The organism is Streptomyces sp. NPDC048257 (genome assembly GCF_043201855.1).
GTDB lineage: Bacteria > Actinomycetota > Actinomycetes > Streptomycetales > Streptomycetaceae > Streptomyces.
The window spans coordinates 1-19,114 of sequence record NZ_JBICZI010000022.1; the positions used below are offsets into that span (position 1 = coordinate 1).

The 19,114-nt window shown below is 70.4% G+C and carries 15 protein-coding genes and 4 pseudogenes; 17 read left to right on the forward strand and 2 right to left on the reverse strand.

Going from position 1 to position 19,114, the window contains the following annotated elements; translation table 11 throughout:
• Positions 1-221 precede the first annotated feature (221 nt).
• The 4 genes from speB to ACGFZK_RS29800 all read left to right on the forward strand — a co-directional run bounded on the left by speB (position 222) and on the right by ACGFZK_RS29800 (position 5,977).
• Entirely contained in the window at positions 222-1,211 is a 990-nt protein-coding gene (gene speB, locus ACGFZK_RS29785; RefSeq protein ID WP_393851957.1) for an agmatinase, read from the forward strand.
• Positions 1,212-1,593: 382 nt separating this feature from the next.
• Positions 1,594-3,159, forward strand: coding sequence for a class I adenylate-forming enzyme family protein (locus ACGFZK_RS29790; protein WP_393851958.1), 1,566 nt, complete (start codon positions 1,594-1,596; stop codon positions 3,157-3,159).
• 68 nt (positions 3,160-3,227) lie between these two features.
• On the forward strand, positions 3,228-4,460 hold the full coding sequence (gene hemA, locus ACGFZK_RS29795; protein WP_393851959.1) for a 5-aminolevulinate synthase: 1,233 nt from the start codon (positions 3,228-3,230) through the stop codon (positions 4,458-4,460).
• Positions 4,457-5,977: a long-chain fatty acid--CoA ligase gene (locus ACGFZK_RS29800; RefSeq protein WP_393851960.1), complete on the forward strand. Its 1,521-nt coding sequence runs from the start codon at positions 4,457-4,459 to the stop codon at positions 5,975-5,977. The genes hemA and ACGFZK_RS29800 overlap by 4 nt, the downstream gene beginning before the upstream one ends.
• Here ACGFZK_RS29800 and ACGFZK_RS29805 read toward each other — a convergent pair.
• A complete protein-coding gene (locus ACGFZK_RS29805) occupies positions 5,946-6,341 on the reverse strand; it encodes a hypothetical protein (RefSeq protein WP_393851961.1) in 396 nt (131 codons plus the stop codon). The genes ACGFZK_RS29800 and ACGFZK_RS29805 overlap by 32 nt on opposite strands.
• Positions 6,342-7,096: 755 nt before the next feature.
• Here ACGFZK_RS29805 and ACGFZK_RS29810 point away from each other — a divergent pair.
• The 10 genes and pseudogenes from ACGFZK_RS29810 to ACGFZK_RS29855 all read left to right on the forward strand — a co-directional run.
• Positions 7,097-7,750, forward strand: a complete 654-nt coding sequence (locus ACGFZK_RS29810) for a response regulator transcription factor (RefSeq protein ID WP_393851962.1) — start codon at positions 7,097-7,099, stop codon at positions 7,748-7,750.
• A gap of 312 nt (positions 7,751-8,062) precedes the next feature.
• Positions 8,063-9,337, forward strand: a complete 1,275-nt coding sequence (locus ACGFZK_RS29815) for a transposase (protein WP_393852047.1) — start codon at positions 8,063-8,065, stop codon at positions 9,335-9,337.
• Between the two features lie 103 nt (positions 9,338-9,440).
• The gene (locus ACGFZK_RS29820) at positions 9,441-10,025 is read left to right on the forward strand and encodes a DinB family protein (protein ID WP_393851963.1); all 585 of its coding nucleotides are present in this window, start codon (positions 9,441-9,443) and stop codon (positions 10,023-10,025) included.
• A 79-nt stretch (positions 10,026-10,104) separates the two neighbouring features.
• Positions 10,105-10,317: pseudogene (locus ACGFZK_RS29825) on the forward strand (transposase); the annotation flags it as partial.
• A complete protein-coding gene (locus ACGFZK_RS29830; RefSeq protein ID WP_393852048.1) occupies positions 10,229-10,720 on the forward strand; it encodes a transposase in 492 nt (163 codons plus the stop codon). The pseudogene ACGFZK_RS29825 and the gene ACGFZK_RS29830, both read left to right, overlap by 89 nt.
• Before the next feature lie 87 nt (positions 10,721-10,807).
• Positions 10,808-12,388 carry an ISL3 family transposase gene (locus tag ACGFZK_RS29835; RefSeq protein WP_393852049.1) on the forward strand — a complete coding sequence of 527 codons (1,581 nt, stop codon included), beginning with the start codon at positions 10,808-10,810 and terminating at the stop codon, positions 12,386-12,388.
• A gap of 123 nt (positions 12,389-12,511) precedes the next feature.
• On the forward strand, positions 12,512-13,024 hold the full coding sequence (locus ACGFZK_RS29840; RefSeq protein WP_393851964.1) for a MarR family winged helix-turn-helix transcriptional regulator: 513 nt from the start codon (positions 12,512-12,514) through the stop codon (positions 13,022-13,024).
• Positions 13,025-13,148: 124 nt separating this feature from the next.
• Positions 13,149-13,481: pseudogene (locus ACGFZK_RS29845) on the forward strand (alpha/beta fold hydrolase); the annotation flags it as partial.
• Positions 13,460-13,834 carry an alpha/beta fold hydrolase gene (locus ACGFZK_RS29850; RefSeq protein WP_393852054.1) on the forward strand — a complete coding sequence of 125 codons (375 nt, stop codon included), beginning with the start codon at positions 13,460-13,462 and terminating at the stop codon, positions 13,832-13,834. The pseudogene ACGFZK_RS29845 and the gene ACGFZK_RS29850, both read left to right, overlap by 22 nt.
• Positions 13,835-13,916: 82 nt before the next feature.
• A pseudogene (locus ACGFZK_RS29855) lies at positions 13,917-14,114 on the forward strand (transposase); the annotation flags it as partial.
• 204 nt (positions 14,115-14,318) lie between these two features.
• Here the strand turns inward: ACGFZK_RS29855 and ACGFZK_RS29860 are convergent.
• A pseudogene (locus ACGFZK_RS29860) lies at positions 14,319-14,663 on the reverse strand (recombinase RecQ); the annotation flags it as partial.
• 120 nt (positions 14,664-14,783) lie between these two features.
• On the opposite strand from ACGFZK_RS29860, the gene ACGFZK_RS29865 reads away from it, so the two are divergent.
• The 3 genes from ACGFZK_RS29865 to ACGFZK_RS29875 all read left to right on the forward strand — a co-directional run bounded on the left by ACGFZK_RS29865 (position 14,784) and on the right by ACGFZK_RS29875 (position 19,114).
• Positions 14,784-16,049, forward strand: a complete 1,266-nt coding sequence (locus tag ACGFZK_RS29865; protein WP_393851965.1) for a DUF4192 domain-containing protein — start codon at positions 14,784-14,786, stop codon at positions 16,047-16,049.
• Positions 16,050-16,258: 209 nt separating this feature from the next.
• Positions 16,259-18,247, forward strand: a complete 1,989-nt coding sequence (locus tag ACGFZK_RS29870; RefSeq protein ID WP_393851966.1) for a glycogen debranching N-terminal domain-containing protein — start codon at positions 16,259-16,261, stop codon at positions 18,245-18,247.
• Between the two features lie 120 nt (positions 18,248-18,367).
• Complete coding sequence (locus tag ACGFZK_RS29875; protein WP_393851967.1) at positions 18,368-19,114, forward strand: NUDIX domain-containing protein; 747 nt, start codon at positions 18,368-18,370, stop codon at positions 19,112-19,114.

Here is a 19,114-nt window from a genome sequence, read left to right on the forward strand (position 1 = left end):
GAGACCCGCGAGGTGCTCGTCAGCGCCCTCGCCATGCTCCGCAACAAGCACGCCGATCTGCCGTCCCGCAAGCACGGCAACCCGCCGCAGTAACCCCGCCGAGTCCGCTCGCACCCCCACGTATCCGGGCCGCCTGAGCGGGTCCGGCGTACCTGATCGCCCCTCTGTGGTCCGGCCCGGCCGCCGGGCCGCCGTACCCATGGAAAGGCACTGATCGCACCATGACCGCGCACCCCAACGGAGTGACCCCGCCGCTGCCGCCGACGGAGACCGACCGGACGCTGCACTTCGCGGGCCCCGCGACGTTCGGCCGCGTCCCGCGGCTCGACCAGGTGGAGAAGGCGGACATCGCCGTGGTCGGCGTGCCTTTCGACAGCGGCGTCACCTATCGGCCGGGGGCCCGCTTCGGCGGCAACGCCATCCGGGAGGCGTCCCGCACCCTGCGCCCCTACAACCCGGCGCAGAACGTCTACCCGTTCCACTACAGCCAGGTCGCGGACGCCGGCGACATCAGCGCCAATCCCTTCGACCTGAACGACGCCGTGGAGACGATCGAGGCGGCCGCCGACGACCTGCTCTCCAGCGGCGCCCGTCTGATGACCCTGGGCGGCGACCACACCATCGCCCTGCCGATGCTGCGTGCCGTGGCGAAGAAGCACGGTCCCGTCGCCGTCCTGCACTTCGACGCCCACCTGGACACCTGGGACGACTACTTCGGGCAGCAGTACACCCACGGCATGCCCTTCCGGCGCGCCGTGGAGGAGGGCATCCTCGACACCTCTGCTCTCTCCCACGTCGGCACGCGCGGCCCGATCTATGGCAAGAAGGATCTCGACGACGACGAGAAGCTGGGCTTCGGCATCGTCACCTCGGCCGATGTGATGCGGCGCGGTGTGGACGAGGTGGCCCAGCAGTTGCGCGAGCGCGTCGGCGACCGTCCCCTCTACATCTCCATCGACATCGACGTCCTGGACCCGGCGCACGCCCCGGGCACCGGCACTCCGGAGGCGGGCGGCCTGACCTCCCGCGAGCTGCTGGAGATCCTGCGGGGGCTCGCCGACTGCCACCTGGTCTCCGCCGACATCGTGGAGGTCGCTCCGGCCTACGACCACGCTGACATCACCTCGGTGGCGGCGTCCCACGCGGCCTATGAGCTGATCAGCATCATGTCCAAGCAGATAGCCCCGATCCGCTGGGGTGCGGCGCAGTAACCCCTGTCGTGCCGAAAGCCGGAACCCGGCCCCGCGGACTGCGGTGCCGGGTTCCGTCGTACGCACAGGTCGAGGCCGTGACCGCGCGGCAGGACCCGGCGTGGGGCGTGCGGTCCTCGCAGGTCACGGCGATCGCAGCCGGCCGGCACAGGTTGTCCCACCCTCCACAGACGGCCAGACCGTACCCGCCGACCTCATGGCCCGGACGCCGGATGCCGTAGCGGGGTACCCGATCGGCTACCCCGCCTGGAGATGCCGATTCGGTGCGCCATTCCGGCGGGCCGAACGTACTCACACCCCGCCCCTCCACGCGAACAGAATGGAAACCGAGCCCGGACCAGTGGATCGCTCTCCGGGAGCAGGAATTGAAAGGGAGAATGTTGTGACCTCGCAGGATCATTGGTGGAGCGCAAGCGACAGTTACGCCTCGGACATCCTTTCGGTGTTTGCGGCGGCGCCGGATCGCCCCGCTGTGAATTGGCGAGGCGAGACGGTCTCCCGCGGTGAACTGCTTCGGTCGGTGACCGAGGCATTCCACGCACTGCACGACAGTGGCGTGCGCGCGGGCGATGTCGTGGCCATTTTGGTGGCGCCCAACAGCCCGGAGATGCTCACGGCACGGTATGCGGCGCACCTGCTCGGCGGCGCCGTGTGCTATTTGCGGTCCACCAACCCGGGAAGCAGCCAGGTGGCCCTTCCGCTGGACCAGCAGATCAAGATCCTGCGGGACACCGAGGCCGTGACCGTCTACACGGACGCCGAGAACGCGCCGCGCGCGGCTGAACTCGCCGAAGGCGCCGGGGGACTGCCCGTGACGCGCGTGGCGGGTGACGCGCGGAGGACGGACAGTGCGGATGTTGCTGCGCGCACTGCGCCGTGGGCCCCGGACGCGCTGGCCGTCATCACGTTCACCAGCGGCAGCACCGGACAGCCCAAGGGCATCCGGCTGGCGGGCCGGGCGTGGAACGGCCTGGTCCGGGGGCAGGTGGCCGCCGGTGGCGAAGCCGAGGGCGTCAAGCTCCTGGTGACCACGCCGCTGAGCCACACCGTCGGCACCATGGCGGACACCTCCCTGGCGCTGGGCGGCGAGGTCTACCTGCACGAGAACTTCAACGCCGAACAGTTCGTGAACGCCGTGGCCGACGAGGGCATCGCGTGGACCTTCATGGCGACGGTCCATCTGTTCCAGCTGCTCGACTACTTGGAGGAGCGCGGACTCAGGGATGTCGAGGACGGGCGCCTGGCCCCGCTGCAGCGGCTCATCTACAGCGGCAGCGCGGCGGCACCCGCCAGGATCGCCCAGGCCGCGAAGACCTTCGGTCTCATCATCGTGCAGGCGTACGGCACAGGAGAGACCGGCCGGCTCACCACTCTCTTCCCCCATGAGCACCTCGACCCGTGGCTCTCGACCACGGTCGGGCGGCCCTTTCCCGACGTGGAGGTCGTGGTCGGCGACCAGGAGTCGGGGGCGCCGCTCACCACCGGAGAGGTGGGTGAAGTCCGCGTGCGCTCCCCGCACATGATGGACGGCTACACCGGGGACCCGGCGGCGACCGCGAAGGTCCTGCGTGACGGCTGGTACTACACCGGCGACATCGGCTACACCGACGAACACGGCTATCTGCACCTCCTGGGCAGGGTGGCCGACGTGGTCAAGGTCAACGGCGTCAAGGTCCACCCGACGGTTGTCGAACGGGAGATCCTCTCGCTCGCGGGTGTCCGGCACGCCGCGGTGTACGGCATGCGCGACCAGGACGGCGTGGAACACCTGCAGGCCACGATCGTGTGTGACCCGGCGGTGCCGGTGGAGACCGACGCCATCCGCGCCCACCTCGCCCAATCCCTCTCCGTGCTGCACGTGCCCGAGACGATCAGCGTCGTCGACGATCTGCCGCTGAACGACAACGGAAAGCCCGACAAACTGCGGCTGCAGCTGCTCGACGCCTGATCCAGGCGTCCAGACTCTTCGCTTCCCCTCCCCTCCCCTTTGTTCTCCGCATTGAGAAGGTAAGCCTGATGAACCTGCACCTGGATTCGTACTCAACCGGCGTGACCGCCAAGGAACTTGCCGAACGGCGGCGTGAATTCCTGGAGATCGGACGCCGCTCCGGACACTTCCCCAGTGCCAGCGCGCGCCAGGACGGCGTGGACTCCCAGATCAGCGTCTGGTGCAGCAACGACTACCTCGGTATGGGGCAGAACCCCCATGTCATCGAGGCGATGAAGAAGGCCATCGATACCCACGGTGTGGGCTCCGGCGGCTCGCGGAACATCGGCGGCACCAACCACTACCACGTGCTGCTCGAACAGGAGCTGGCGGACCTCCACGGCAAGGAGGCGGCGCTCCTCTTCACATCCGGCTACACGGCCAACGACGGCGCCCTCACCGTCCTGGCCGGGACGCCCGGGGACACGGTCGTCTTCTCGGACGAGAAGAACCACGCCTCGATCATCGACGGGCTGCGGCACAGCGGCGCACAGAAGCACATCTTCCGGCACAACGACGTCGCCCACCTGGAAGAGCTGCTCGCGGCCGCCCCTGCCGACCGTCCGAAGCTGATCGTCCTCGAGTCGGTCTACTCGATGTCGGGCGACATCGCGCCGCTGGCCGAGATCGCCGAGCTCGCACGCAGGTACGACGCCACCACCTACATCGACGAGGTGCACGCGGTCGGCATGTACGGCCCGCAGGGCGCCGGCATCGCCGCCCGGGACGGCATAGCCGACCAGTTCACCGTCGTGATGGGTACATTGGCCAAGGGCTATGGCACCGTCGGCGGCTACATCGCCGGTCCTGCGGCCCTCGTCGACGCCGTGCGCACCCTGTCGCGCGCATTTGTCTTCACCACCTCGCTGCCGCCGGCCGTCGCGGCAGGGGCGTTGGAGGCGGTGCGCTACCTTCGGTCGTCCGACGTCGAGCGGAAGACCCTGGCGGAGAACGCCCAGCTGCTGCACCGGCTGCTCGATGAGGCCGACATCCCGTTCATCTCGGCGGACTCACACATCGTCTCCGCCTTCATCGGGGACGACGAGACCTGCAAGCAGGCGTCGCGGCTGCTCTTCGAGCGCCACGGGATCTACGTCCAGTCCATCAACGCCCCCAGTGTGCGCGTCGGCGAGGAGATCCTGCGGATCGCGCCGTCCACCGTGCACGAGCGCGCGGACGTCGAGAACTTCGCCGAGGCTCTCCGGGAGATCTGGAAAGAGCTGAACATCCCGACGGCCACGGACAGGAACTGGCTTTCGTGACCCGGTCGGTGGCCGCCGTCCTCGCCGAGTCCGCAAGGCGGCGGCCATCCCACCCCGCCCTGGTGTGCGGGGCGGAGCGGATCTCCTACGCGCAGCTGTGGGACCGGGCCCGCCGGTACGCCGCCGCCCTGCGCGGCCAGGGCATCGGGCCCGACGACAAGGTCGCCCTGCTACTGCCGAACACACCGGAGTTCGCGGCGCTGTACTTCGCGGTTCTCGCGCTCGGCGCCGTCGTCGTCCCGGTCCACACCCTGCTGAAGCCCGCGGAGATCTCCCATCTCCTGCGGGACTCGGGAGCGCGGGCCCTCGTATGGGCGGGGATGCTCCCGGAGGAGACCGCACGGGACGCCGAGGCGGCCGGGGCCCTGCTCCTGACCGTGGGGGAGGCTCCCCACGGCTCTGTCCTCCTCGACGAGGGTGTCGAGCCCATCGACACGTATGCCGAGCGGGGACCGGACGACCTCGCGCTGGTGCTGTACACCTCCGGTACGACGGGCAGGCCGAAGGGCGCGATGCTCACGCACGGCAACGTCGCGACGAACATCGCCGTGACCGCCGTGTCCCCCTTCGCCTTCGGCGAGGACGACGTGCTGCTCGGCTCGCTGCCGCTGTCGCACACCTTCGGCCAGATCTGCGGGATGGCCGTCACCTTCTACGCCGGCGCCACGCTGGTGGTCATGGAGCGCTTCGAGGCGCACGACGCCCTGCGGCTGATGCACGAGCACGGCTGCACGGTCTTCATGGGCGTACCGACCATGTACCACGCGCTGCTCGAAGCGGTCGCGGCCGGGGCGCCGGCGCCGCGTCTCACCCGCGTGTACAGCGGTGGGTCGGCTCTTCCGGTGCCGGTGCTCGACCGGGTGCGGTCGGAGTTCGGCTGCGAGGTGTACGAGGGGTACGGGCTCACCGAGACCTCCCCCTGCGTGGCGTACAACCAGCCGGGCATCCCCTGCAAGCCGGGCACGGTGGGGCTGCCCATCGAAGGCGTACGGGTGGCCGTCGCCGACCCGGAGGTGGAAGGGCGCATCGAGCTGCTGAAGCAGGGCGACACCGGCGAGATCGTCGTGCGCGGGCACAACGTGATGGCGGGCTATCTCGGCCGGCCGCAGGAGACCGCCGAGGTACTGGTCGATGGCTGGTTCCGGACCGGGGACATGGGCGTGCAGGACGAGGACGGCTATCTGTCCATCGTCGACCGGAAGAAGGACATGATCGTCCGCGGTGGCTACAACGTCTACCCCCGTGAGGTGGAGGACGTACTGCTGGGCCATCCCGCCGTGGCTTCCGCCGCCGTGGTCGGCGTGCCGAGCGCGAGGCACGGCGAGGAGGTGTGCGCCGTGGTCGTGGTGAAGCCCGGTCAGCCTGCGAGCGGTGTGCTCGGGGACGAGATCGTGGCGTGGAGCAAGGCGCACATGGCGGCCTACAAGTACCCGCGTCGCGTCGAGTTCGTGGAGAGCTTCCCGCTGGGATCGAGCGGCAAGGTCCTCAAGCGGGAGCTGGCACGCCGCTACGCGTGACGCCGCTGCGGGGGTGAGTCCTTATGAACTCGCCCCCGCAGCGGCGCTTGGTGTGTCCTTGGGCCCGGGCACGGGTGTGCGTGGCCTTCTCGCGGGCCCAGGTCCCGTGTGTGGGGCGGACGGGCGGCACGAACGGCAGGCGGGCCTCGCGCAGCGTGGCGCGGAAGTTGTCGATGTCGCCCTCAGCGCAGCCGCCGGTGACGGCCCGGAAGGCGAAGCCGTCCTCCGCGGTGCGCAGGGCGAGATCGGTGGACACCCACCACTTGGTGTGGAGGGCCGCGTCCTTCGTGCCGCCTTCCAGCCGCGGCGCCGGGCAGTACAGCCGGGCGTGCACCGGGTAGTACACCGGCTCATCGGCGCACACCGCGGTGACCGTGACGCTCCCGTTACCGGTCTTGCCGTGGCGGGCGGTCGCGCAGACGCTGCGGCGTCATGACCCCGCCGATCTGATGCGGGGCCTCCGCCACGGCCTCCGCCACGTCCAGTACCGCAGCGACATCATCGACGGACGTCTCACCGCGACCGGACTCACACTCACGACACCACGCCCATAACCTCAGTAATCACCAGCCGCGAAAGCCGCCTACCCACCCAATCTTTGACCTAACGGACGACCGCTAGGGGGGGACGTACAGAGATTAGGGGTGGTCGGCGGTGTCGGGCCCATCCCCCGGCCGCTTGAATGACTGGGTGTGGGCCTTCGGCGCACACGGAATCGCAGAGTCGCCCGTACCACCGGGCCGGGGTGGGGATGGTGCATGTCGACGATCCAGGAGAGTGCGTGGAGTCGTGCAACGAGGGCGTAGTGCCCGGGAACCGGCTGCACACAAGGTGGTCGACGGCATGCCATTGAGCGCGTACGGCCCGGCTCAACTCCCCGCGGTGGTCGTGCCGCACGGCCTTGAGGACTCCACGACCGCCAACTGCGTTCTGCAGTTGCCGGCTTCGGGCGGTCAGCGAGAACTCGACGCCGCCCGGTCGTTGTCACCCTGCCGCCGCACGATGGGCACCTCCGTCGGAGGAACCGCTGGCCCTCTTCGGTCTCGACGAATTCTGCGAGATCAATTCAATTCAACGATCGGCATGAGTGTGACGGTCGCTGCAGGGAAGTGAGGTACCGTGCCGACCCGCACTCTCGAGGAAGACATCGAGATAGTCCTGATCATCCGCGACGACATGCGGCGCTACGGCGTCGAGGGAATGTTCCGTTCGCTCGACACCCCCCTTGAGGCGCAGTCCTACGCGGAATTCGATGGTCTCGCCCCCTTCTCTGGAGGCCAGCTGGTCATCCTCTCCAGTGATACCGTGGGTCCCCTCTCCGCCGAGACCGCCGAAAATTTCCGCACGCATGAGATACGCGTGTTGATCCTGGTCGACTCGGCCGCCCCGGTCGAGCAGTCCTGGGCCGATCACGCGGGCGGCTTCCTCGACTGGGCGGATCTGCGCCCCGATACCTTGCGCGACGCGATCGCCGATGTGGCGGCCGGGCGCTTCTACGCGTCGGAGACCTTGGCGCGCCGGTCCGTGACGGCAGCGGAGCAGACGGACGGCAGCGCGACTCCGGCGCGGGCCCCGATCACGCTGACGGCACGCGAACTCCAGGTCCTGCGTCTGATCGCAGGCGGTCTGAGTAACCGACAGATCGCGCGTTCACTGAACATCTCCGAGCATGGAGTCAAACGCTTGGTCGGCATCGTCCTGGCCAAGCTCAACTGCCCGAACCGCACGCTCGCCGTGGTTCGTGCCATTGACGCCGGGCTCCTCACCTTGTGAACTGCCCCCGATCGGTCGGACGTCATAGCGTCGGCGTCGAGGGATGCTTCGCATTCCGGTCGGTGTTCGGCATGGTCACAGTGCCGCGGGCGCACCCGTAAAGCCAAGGGCTGTCCCGCAATCCCGGGCGGACGCGCGCGAGATGCACCGCATTTGAGGCCGCGCTGATCCACCCGGGATGACGGGACAGCCCTTAGCTTGACGTTTACTACGGGGCATCGAACTTGGGGGATCGTGGGGCTGGTCGAGCACAGCACCCACCGAGACTCGTTCACGACGGTGGCGGAGTTCCGAACGCAGCTCTACGCGTGACTGGTTTCCCGGAGCGACGCGCTCTTCGAGCTGTGCGACGCGCTGTTGTGCACCGAGAGCCCGGTTCGCACACTCGTGGACTTGGCACTCGCGCGGCGCGGCCACGGGGTCCTGTACGCCGGGATCAACCGGGGCAGGACCGGCGTCGCCCGGCTGCGGCGGGCCCCGGCTGGCGTGCCGCTGCCGCGGGCCGCCGATGGCCGGCTGGTGAGGGCAGTGGACGTCTCCCCATGCTTGCGGCCCGATGCCGACACTTCCTCGGACCGCTCGTTCTGCCATACGTTCGGCCGGGGCCTGGGTAAGCACCAGATGGTGCCCGGCCGGTCGTACTCGATCGTCGCCGCGCTGGAGACAGGCCGGACGTCGTGGACGGCACTGTTGGACGCGATCCGGCTGGAGCCCGGTGCGGACGTCGCCGCGGTCACCCCTGGCCAGGTCCGTGACGTGGTCGAACGCCTCGTGGACGCCGGACAATGGCGGGACGGGGACGCGAACATCCTGGTTGTGCTGGACGCGGGCTACGACGCGCCCCGCATTGCCCGCCTCCTGGCCGACCTCCCCGTGGAGATCCTGGGACGGCTCCGCTCGGATCGGGTGATGCGCAAGCCGGTCCCGGTGCCGTGGATCTGCCCGCCACAGGGCGGCCGTCCGCCCAAGCACGGCGGCGAGTTCGTCTTCGGCGATCCAGCCACGTGGGGCGCGGCCACCCACGGGGCGGCGACCGCACAAGGCTGGGACCGGCTCCACCCCCGGCTGACGCGCCGAGCCGCGTGCCTCGACCGCGAGGGCCCGTTGCCGATCATCGAGGGGACCGTGATCCGGTTGACGGTCGAGAAGCTGCCCGGTGGTGGAGTGAACAAGCCCGTCTGGCCCTGGTGGTCTCGCATGGGCGCCACCACGCAGGACGTCGACCGATGCCGGCAGTCCTTCCTGCGGCGTTTCGACCTGGAGCACGCGTTCCGGCTGCTCAAGCGGATCCTCGGATGGACCCGGCCGCGACTGCGGGGCTCCGGGGCGGCTGACCGCTGGACCTGGCTCATCCTGGCCGCACACGCCCAGCTCCGTCTCGCCCGCACCCTCGCGTGTTGCGTTCGCAGCTGGATCTACAGGGCGCAGCGGCAGTGGCCGTGGCCGGGGCACCGTCCGATCGGCCTACGCCGCAATATTCGGCATGGCCAACAGGACCTGAGCTCTTCGCTGCCCGCCCCTCCACCGAGGCCGGAGGTTAAACGTCAAGCTCAGAGGTTGTCTCACGTGGCAGGTTTCGCGAGCTAGCAGGTCAGGGCGGCGGCCATGGCCAGGCCTCGGCTCTGCCTGTCGTTGCGGACCACGTACGGGATCTTGAGACCACGAGCAGCCCATGGCAGGCTCATGCCGCATGATCGATGAATTCGCGAAGGACAACCTGTACGGGAGACTGCGGCGGGACCGCAAGGCGCTGCTCTGGAAACTCGACGGCTTGTCCGAATACGACGCCCGCCGGCCTTTGACAGCGACCGGGACCAACCTCCTCGGCCTGGTCAAACACGTGGCCACCGTCGAGGCCAGGTACTTCGGCGAGGTCTTCGACCGCCCTTCCCCGGAACCGCTGCCCCGGTGGCAGGACTCCAACGGCAGCGATCTGTGGGCGACCGAGGACGAGACCCGCGCTCAGATCATCGGGTTCTACCGGCGCACGTGGGAACACTCGGACGCGACGATCAACGAGCTTCCCCTCGACGCCCCCGGCCACGTGCCGTGGTGGCCGGAGCCTTATGCCGACACGAACCTGTTCGCCATCATGGTCCATGTCCTCGGCGAGTCCATCCGGCATGCCGGGCAGGCCGATGTCCTGCGCGAGGGCCTCGACGGCCGGACCGGGTTGCGCGCCGAACTCGAGATGCAGATCGACGAGGAGGCCCGTGCAGCCTACTGCGCGAAGATCGAGCAGGCCGCCAGGTCGGCCGCACCCATCACGGCTTAGAGGTTGTCTCACGTGACGTGATGTTCGTGAGGCATGATGCCGGTCGTGGGTGCTGATCTATCGAAGCGTCTGGTTCCTGATGAACTCTGGGAGCTGGACGCCCGTTGCTGCCGTCGTTCGCTGCTCGCCCGCAGGTGGTGGGACCGCTCCTTGTGACGAGCGGGCGGTGTTCACGGCAGTGGTGTACGCGCTGACCAGCGGCTGTGCCTGGCGGCATCTGCCGCCGACGTTGGGCACGTCGCCCGCCACCGCGCATCGCCGCTTCACGGTATGGACCGAGGCCGGCCTGTGGCGTCGGCTGCACCGGGCGGTGCTGGACGAACTCGGGGCCCGGGGCGAAGTGGACTGGACCTCGGCGATCGTCGACGCGTCCTCCGTTCGCGCCAAAGGAGGGATCGCTGACCGGGCCGGACCCGGTCGATCACGGCAAGAAGGGCAGCAAGTTGCATGTGCTGTCCGATGCCCAGGGCATCCCAGTCGCCCTCGCCGTGTCCGGCGCGAACATGCACGACAGCCCCGCCCTCAAGCCGCTCATCCGCGGCATACCCGCCGTCCGGTCCCGCCGGGAACCACGGCGGCGCCGACCCGTCAAACTCCGCGCGGACAAGGCGTACCTCTCCGCCGAACACCTGGTGTCGACGTATGACCCAAACTGGCTCTGGCAAGTTTTTCGTAGGCGGAGATCATCTCGGTGACACGGTCGGCCGACCCGCAGCGTGGGCAGCCTCTGACTGTGCTCTGTTGAACTGGTCAGCCTGTTACCGCAGTTGTCTGATGTGCTGGTGATCTCGGTCGAGGTCTCCGATGCTGTGGTGGCGGTCCGTGCCTGCACGAGATCCACTGTTCCTGCGGGCTGTACCGGGTGCGGACATCTCAGCACGTGGTGCCACAGCCGCTATGCACGGCGCCTCTCCGACGTCACGCTCGCGGGCCGGCCTCTGCACATCGACTTGTCCGTACGCCGTCTGTACTGCGAGAACACGACCTGCCCGAAGGTGACCTTCGCCGAACAGGTGCCGGGGCTGACCGTCCGCTACCAGCGGCGCACACCTCAGCTGCAGCACGTGGTGGAGGACGTCGGTGTGGTGCTGGCCGGCCGCGGCGGTTCCCGGATCCTGCGGATCTTGAACATCAGGCTCTCGAGGGTCGCCGTCCTGTCCCAGCTGATGCGAGTGCCGTTGCCGCCACTGGTTACGCCCCGGGTGCTGGGGGTGGACGACTTCGCTCTCTACGGCGACACCTACGGAACTCTCCTGGTCGACGCCACCACCCGGCTCCCGCTCACGCTCTGGGAAGGACGCGACGCAGAACAGCTCGGCCGCTGGCTCCGCGAGCACCCAGGAGTTGAGGTCGCCTGCCGCGACGGTTCCCTCGCCTACCGGCAGGGCATCACCTCCGGTGCCCCTGATGCCGTGCAGGTCAGCGACCGTTTTCACCTTTGGCAGGGGCTCTCCCGCCGAGTCCAGGACATCGCCTCCACCCACCGCGGCTGCCTGCCCGCAGCACTGCCTCCGATCAGCGACACAGCTCCCGCAACGGTCCAGGAGTCCGTCGAGAACACCACCGAGGACACGCCGGCCGAGCATCACGCTCGAAGGCTTTTCGAAGCCGTTCAGGCTTTGACCCGCTCTGGTCGGAGCCACAGCTCCGTGGCCCGGGAGCTCGGCCTGAACCGCCGCACCGTCAGCAAGTACGCCCGAGCCCGCACCTGGCAGGAGGTCGTGCGGCGCCCTCCACGCAAGTTCTCCACCCTGGATCCCTACCTCGACTACCTGCAGCAACGCTGGGACGAAGGACAGCACAGCGCGAAGATCCTGCACGAAGAACTGCAGATCAAGGGCTACCTCGGCCACTACCAGCGCGTGAAAATGGCCGTCGCACCGCTCAGGCGGGGCCTGCCCATCGACGAGCCCCGCGAGCGGCCGCCCTCACCACGCGAAGCCGCCCGATGGATCACGACCCACCCTCACCGGCGCAGCCCGCACATCAACGACCGCCTGCCCCGCATCCTCGACCATTGCCCTGAACTCAGGACCGCCCACGACATGGTCCGCCGGTTCGCCGCCATGCTCGACAACCGCGACGCGACATCCCTGCCTGAGTGGCTGGACGACCTCGCGAACACCGGACTCGCACCGCTGACCGGCCTGGCCAGAGCCCTGCGCGAAGACCGAGATGCCGTCACCCAGGGCATCACCACCCCCTACAACTCCGGGGTCAACGAGGGCCGCATCACCGACGTCAAGCTGCAGAAACGCATCATGGCCGGACGCGCCGGCGTCCGTCTCCTCAGACACCGCGTCGTCCTCATCGCCCACCTCCGACGACGCTATGCCGACCAGCCGACCATCTCACCGAGATGATCTCCGCCTACGAAAATCTTGCCAGAGCCCCCAATCTGCCCAGTCGCGTACGAGCGAACGTGCTCAGGCTCTGCTGCTCTGAACCCATGGCCACATAGACACAGAAGGTGTCATGATGGCATCGTGGGTGTCGATGAGCATACGAAGGATGTGCCCCCGTTGGGGCCTCTGCTGTACGAAGTGATCCGCAGCCTGTGGCCGCTGCACCGCACGGTCGTGCGTTCCGTGGAGCGGGAGCTGATGGGCACGGGGATGACAGCTGGTCAGCATGCGGTGATGGACGAACTGCGCAGGGGCGGCCCTCGAACGGTTCCTCAACTGGCCCGCCTGCTGGGCCTGGACCGGCAGCCGGTCCAGCGTCTGGTGAACGATGCGACAGCCCTGGGGCTGGCTGAGAGCGCCCCGAACCCGGAGCACCGGCGCTCGCGCTTGATCCGGCTCACCCCGAAAGGGGAAGCCATCATCAGGGGCGTCCAGGAAGCCGAGGAAACCGAACTGCGGCGCCGGCTGTCCGATCTGACCGCCGGTGACGTCACGACGGCTCTGCACGTGCTCCGTCGCCTTGGCGAGGAGTTCAAGGACCTTGCACAGGATTCCCCGCCGCACCCCACGGATCGAGGAGGCGATCCACGATGACGCATGCGCGGACACACGCGGTCACAGCCACCACCGTACCGTCGACGCGGGCGAGCTCTTTTGCGAGTCGGCCGGCGAAGGACCCCCCGTCGTACTGCTCCACGGCGGCATGCTCGACCTGAACATGTGGAACGAGCAGTTCTCGTGGCTCGCGAGCCTGGGGTACCGCGTCATCCGCTACGACTCCCGCGGCCACGGGCGTTCCTCCACCGTGGCTGGGGACTACGCCAACCAAGACGATCTGCACGCTCTGCTCACCCACCTCGATGTCCCGTGCGCCACGCTCGTAGGGCTTTCCCTCGGGGCGCGGACCGCCGTCGATACGGCGATAGCTCATCCGGAGTCCGTGTCGGCACTGGTCCTTGCCTCGCCGGGAGTGAGCGGCCGGCCCTTCGCCGACCCCTACGTCGCGCACCACACCGCACAGCAGGGTTCGTGGAGCACTTTCTCCGGATGTGGGTGGACGGGCCGTACCGTGAACCGTCCCAGGTCAGCCGTAAACTGCGCGAGCGGCTGCTTGCGTCGGCGTCCGCCAACGTCATGCGGCACGCCCGCGGGCTCGGGGCGGGGATGCCGAGAGAAATCGGTGCAGCGGACCGGCTGGCCTCCATCGGCGTGCCCACCCTGGTTCTCGATGGAGAACTCGACAGCAGTGACATCTCGTCAAACGCTCAGGCCATCGCCCAAACCGTTCCCGATGCCAGGCACCAACGGTTCGCCTCGGCAGCCCACATGGTCAACCTCGAGAGCACGGCACTCTTCAACCTCGCGGTCAAATCCTTCCTCGTGTCCACGACCGACCTCAACTGAGCACGTTCACCTGTACCGGCGTGAGCACATCCGGGGTCCGCCGACACCTGGCCTGGCTGCGCACGAGCGCGGGCTCGTCGCGCGCATCGTGCGGCCCGGCATCGAGTCCGGCGAACGCCCCGGTCGGCACCGCTGGAAGATCGAACGGTCGATCGCTTGGCTCTTCGGCTACCGCCGCCTCGCCGTCCGATACGAACGAAAGGGCTCGCACTTCCTCGCCTTCCTCGGCCTGGCCGCCGCTCTGACCTGCTACAAGAAGCTCGCGAAACCTGCCACATGAGACACCCTCTGAGTCTTCGTCGGCTTCCGCGCCCGCCGAGAATCGCCCGATAGGGGCTTCCGGCCGGATTCTTCGTCCGGGAGCGTCCCGCCGCCTGGAGGACATGACACGACACGCGCGCACCGGGAGGGACTCCAGCGCGATCTTCAGGAACGGCCCGACGCTGCTCAAAACCAGGATGGGTCACCAACCGGGGCTTGCGAGTGGAGAAGCCGGCCGCTCCGGGCTCACCGGCCTGACGTCGACCTCACCCGCCGCCACCTCGGCCTGGACCTGGGCCGGCTCAACCTGATTGCGCATCAGCGCGAGGAGCGGGGAGACGATCACGGTGGGGGCAGGCGCCGGCGGCCCGCAGCAGCGAGGTCGCGGCGAAGTACGCCGCGGACCTGCCCCAGCCCGTGTGCTGCACCACCGGGCCCGCCGCCTGCGCGCCACGAGGATCTCGATCGCCCGCCACTGGTCCGCGCGCAGCCTGGCGGCGCCCGTGGGGTCGTCGCCCACGAGACGGGCTGGTACGGAGTCGGCCTGGGACCTCAGGTCTGCGTTCATACCCCCATGAAACCCGATGCCTCTGACAGCACGCCCAGGCCGCTCCGGCCCTGTGGACAGTGGTTCCGGGAGTTATCCACAGGGCTTTCGGGATCGGATCATGCGCGGGACCTTCGTGGCATGACGAACAACCACGAATCACGCACCCCGTCCGACCGGCCTTCCATCAGCCCGGCCGGAGCCGCCACCGGACCCCAGATCACCCTGCGCAGCCCGGCCGAACTGGCCGACGCGCTGCCCTACATGCTCGGCTTCCACCCGACCGACTCGCTCGTGATGGTCGCCGTGCACGGCGAGGGCGGACGTTTCGGCGGCCGGCTCCGGGTCGGCATCCCGAGCACGCCCGCGGAATGGGAGGACACCGCCCGACAGGTCGCCGACTGCCTGATCCGTGGCAGTGAACGGCGCGGGGGCAAGCCGGACGGCATCGTCGTCTACCTCTGCCAGGAGCCGAGCGGGGAGGAGACCGCCCGGCGGGTGATGACCCGGCTGCGGCCGCTCGCCCAGCGGATCCGGCTGGCCTGCGGCGCCCTCGACGTGCCCGTACTGGAGGCCCTGTGCCTGTCCGCGGGACGGTTCTGGTCCTACGTCTGCCCCGACGAGCGGTGCTGCCCTGCCGAGGGCAGTCGGCTCGCCGCGGTCGGCACCTCGGTGCTGGCCGCTACGGCCACCTTCGCGGGGCTCCAGGTCCGGGGCTCCCTCAAGGAGATCGAGGGCAGGCTGGCACCGCTGCGCGGGGCCGTGGCGGAGGAGGCGGAGCGGGCCCTGGACCGGGCCGCCGCCTCCCTGGTGCCGAGGATCCTCGACGGCGCCACCCGCGAGGAGGTCGGCGCCGAGACCATCGCCCTGGCGCGGGCCTTGATGCGGCGCATGACCCTGGCCCCGCCCGTCGAGGGCGGTCCCCACGCAGACGACTGGGACGACGCGCTGCTCGGCCACGACGAAGCAGCCTCGCTGATCCTCGGCCTCCAGGACCGGGAGATCCGGGACATCGCGGCCGAGTGGATGGAGGACGAGGAGGCGGCCCCGGCCCTGCGGCTGTGGCGGGCCCTGGCCCGGCGCTGCGTCGGGGCCTACGGCGAGCACGCCGCGGCCCCGCTCACCCTCGCCGGCTGGGTCTCCTGGTCCACGGGGGACGAGCCCACGGCCCGGATCGCCTTCGGCCTGGCCCTGCGGGCGGACACCGCGTACCGCTTCGCCCAGCTGCTTCACCACGCCTGCAACGAAGGGATCGACCCCGAGGGGCTGCGGCAGTGCCTGAGGGAGGAGCGCTCGCGCCGGGAACCCCGGCGCGAGCGCTCCGCGGGCGGTACCCGACCTCCCGGCCGACGGGGCCGCACGGCACCCCGCCGCCGGTCCCGCCGCACCGCGGGGAGCGAACAGTGAACGCGCACCCGCCTTCGCGCAGGGGTCCCGGAGGGCTCCTCCGGTGCGCCTCGGTCCTGCCCCGGCAGCGCGGGCATCGCCCCGGGCACGCCCGGTCGGAGCCGCGGCCCGTGACCCGGGCGGGGGTGGGGACGTTCAGCTGGGGGGTGGTGGGGGCCCGGCCACGCCGCCACCCAGCTGAACCGACCGGAGCGCAGACAAGGCGACACATGTCTCACCCCGCACCTCCCCGCCCGTCCGGCGTGCCCGCCGCCCGCAGGTCCGAACTGCCGCCCGTGCACGGCGCGGTCATCTGCGTCGCCGCGCCCTGTCTGGTCATCTCTCCGGAGCACGGCCAGCTGACCGGGCAGGGGATCGACGGGATCTACCGTTCCGGGCGCCGGCTGCTCTCCCGCTGTGTGCTGCGGGTCGGCGGCCGGGATCCGGTCGCCGTGCTGGGGCGCAGCCTCGGCGCCGACCGGGCGGCCTTCACCGCGACCGTGCGCACCGGGGCCGAGCCCGGACCCGACCCCGACATCGGAGTGGAGCGGGTCCGGCACGCGGACGGCACCGAGCGGATCACCTTGCGCAGTTTCACAGCCCGGCCGGTACGCCTGCCCGTGGAGGTGCTGCTCGGTACCGACCTGGCGGAGCTGGCCGCGGTGGCCGCCGGCCGGGCCGGGCCGGAGCTGCCCGCGGGGGTGCACGCGGCCGGGCTGCGCTGGAGCACCGGCGAGGCGCAGGCCGTGACCGCCGCCGAGCCGCCGCCCGACGACGCGCTGGCCTCGGCGGGGCTGCTGCGCTGGCAGCTCGACCTGGCCCCCGGCGAATCCCGCACCATCGAGCTGCGGACCACGCATCACCGGGTGGGGCGGGCTCCCGCCGGACAGGTGGCCAACCCGCTCGCCGACGCCCGGGCCGAAGGGGACGACCCGAGGGCCGAGGCATGGCTGCGGACCAGCGTCGAGGACCTGGGCGCGCTGCTCCTGCGGGATCCGGAGGACCCGGGCGACGCCTTCGCCGCGGCGGGGGCCCCGTGGCGGCTGGGCCTGGCCCCGGCGGAATCCCTCTGGGCCGCCCGTATGGCGCTGCCGCTGGGGACCGGTCTCGCCGCGGCCACCCTGCGCATCCTCGCCCGGACCCAGACCGAGGAGCGGGGGCCGGACCCAGGGAAGATCCCGGGCCCGCTGCGCGGAGCGGGCGCACAGCTCCCACCGGGATGCACGGGCACCGAGGCGACCCTGGCCTTCCCCGTGGTGCTGGCCGAGGCCCGGCTCTGGGGCATGCCGGAGGACGAGGTGGCCCGGCTGCTCCCGGCCGCCGAGCGATGCCTGGACTGGCTGCGCGGCGCGCTGGGGGAGGACGGGTTCCTGGCCGACCCCGACCCGGGTCCGCGGCGCTGCGAGACCCAGGCCCACGCGCATCGGGCCGCCGAGCTCGGCGCCGATCTGCTCGCCGCCTGCGGGCGGCCCGGCGCCGAGGAGTGGCGGGAGTGGGCGGCCGTGCTGCGGGAGCGGTTCCGGGACCGGTTCTGGATCGACGGTCCGGACGGCGGCCGGCCCGCCGCGGCCCTGCATCCCGACGGCCGGCCTCTGCCGCGGCTGACGGGGGCCGCCGCCCACCTGCTCGACACCGGACTGCTCAGCGGCGGCCGAGTCGCCCCGGGGCTCCTGGACCGGACCCGCGCCGAGCAACTGGCCCGGCTGCTCGGGGCCCCCGCCATGGATTCCGGATGGGGGCTGCGGAGCATGGCCGTGAAGGAGCCGGGGCACAACCCCTTCGGCCACCGCTCCGGGGCCGTGCGGGCGTACGAGAGCGCGGTGGCGGTCGCGGGCCTCGCCCAGGGAGGCTTCGAGAAGGAGGCCGCGGGCCTGCTCAGAGGCCTGCTGGATGCGGCGGAGTCCTTCGGGTACCGGCTGCCCGAGATGTTCGCGGCCGAGCAGCGCACCGCGGGCAGCGCCCCCGTCCCGCACCCGGCGGCCTGTCGCCCGGCCGCCGTGGCCGCGGCAGCCGGGGTCCATGCACTGACCGCCCTCGCCGGAATCCGCCCCGACGCCCCCGCGGGCACCGTCGCCCTCGCGCCCCTGCCCGGCGCCCCCCTGGGCGGGCTCAGACTCTCCGGCCTGCGGGTGGCGGGGGAGCCCTTCGCCGTCCGGATCAGCCGGCTCGGCCTCGGCATGGTGGAGGAGGCGGCCGATGCGCTCCAATTGGGAGGCTGATCAGGCGCGCCCCGCCCGGCCCCGACCATCGACCCGGCCAAACGCCTCCAGCCTGCGGGACAGAGTCTTCGAGGTCACCAAAGCGCTGTTTATCGTCAGGCAGACGACTATGATCGCGGCATGTCGCCCTACGACCCGTCGGCCTATCCGCCCTTCGCCGTCACCGTCGACCTGGTCGTGCTCACCGTGCGGCGCCACGCGCTCTGTGCGCTGGTCGTCCGCAGAGGTGAGCAGCCGTTCCAGGGCCGCTGGGCGCTGCCCGGAGGATTCGTCCGCGAGGACGAAGACCTGGCGGGGGCCGCCGCCAGGGAGCTCTCCGAGGAGACCGGCCTGTGCGCGCACGACCCCGCCCTGCCCGGCGCGGGCAACGGGGCGCATCTGGAACAGCTGGCCACCTACGGTGATCCGAAGCGGGATCCGCGGATGCGTGTCGTCAGCGTGGCGCACCTGGTGCTGGCTCCGGACCTGCCGGCGCCCCGGGCCGGGGGCGACGCCAACAGCGCGCGCTGGGCCCAGGTCGACGAGGTACTGGCCGACACCGAAGAGGCCGGCACGGGGCTCGCCTTCGACCACGCCCGGATCCTCGCCGACGGTGTGGAGCGGGCCCGCTCGAAGATCGAGTACTCCTCGCTGGCCACCGCCTTCTGCCCGCCGGAGTTCACCGTCGGCGAGCTGCGCCGGGTCTACGAGGCGGTCTGGGGCGTATCCCTCGACCCGCGCAACTTCCACCGCAAGGTCACCGGCACTCCCGGATTCCTGGTGCCGGCCGGGGGGACGACGACCCGTCAGGGCGGCCGACCGGCACAGCTGTTCCGCGCGGGCGGGGCCACCCTGCTCAACCCGCCGATGCTGCGTCCGGAAGTCTGA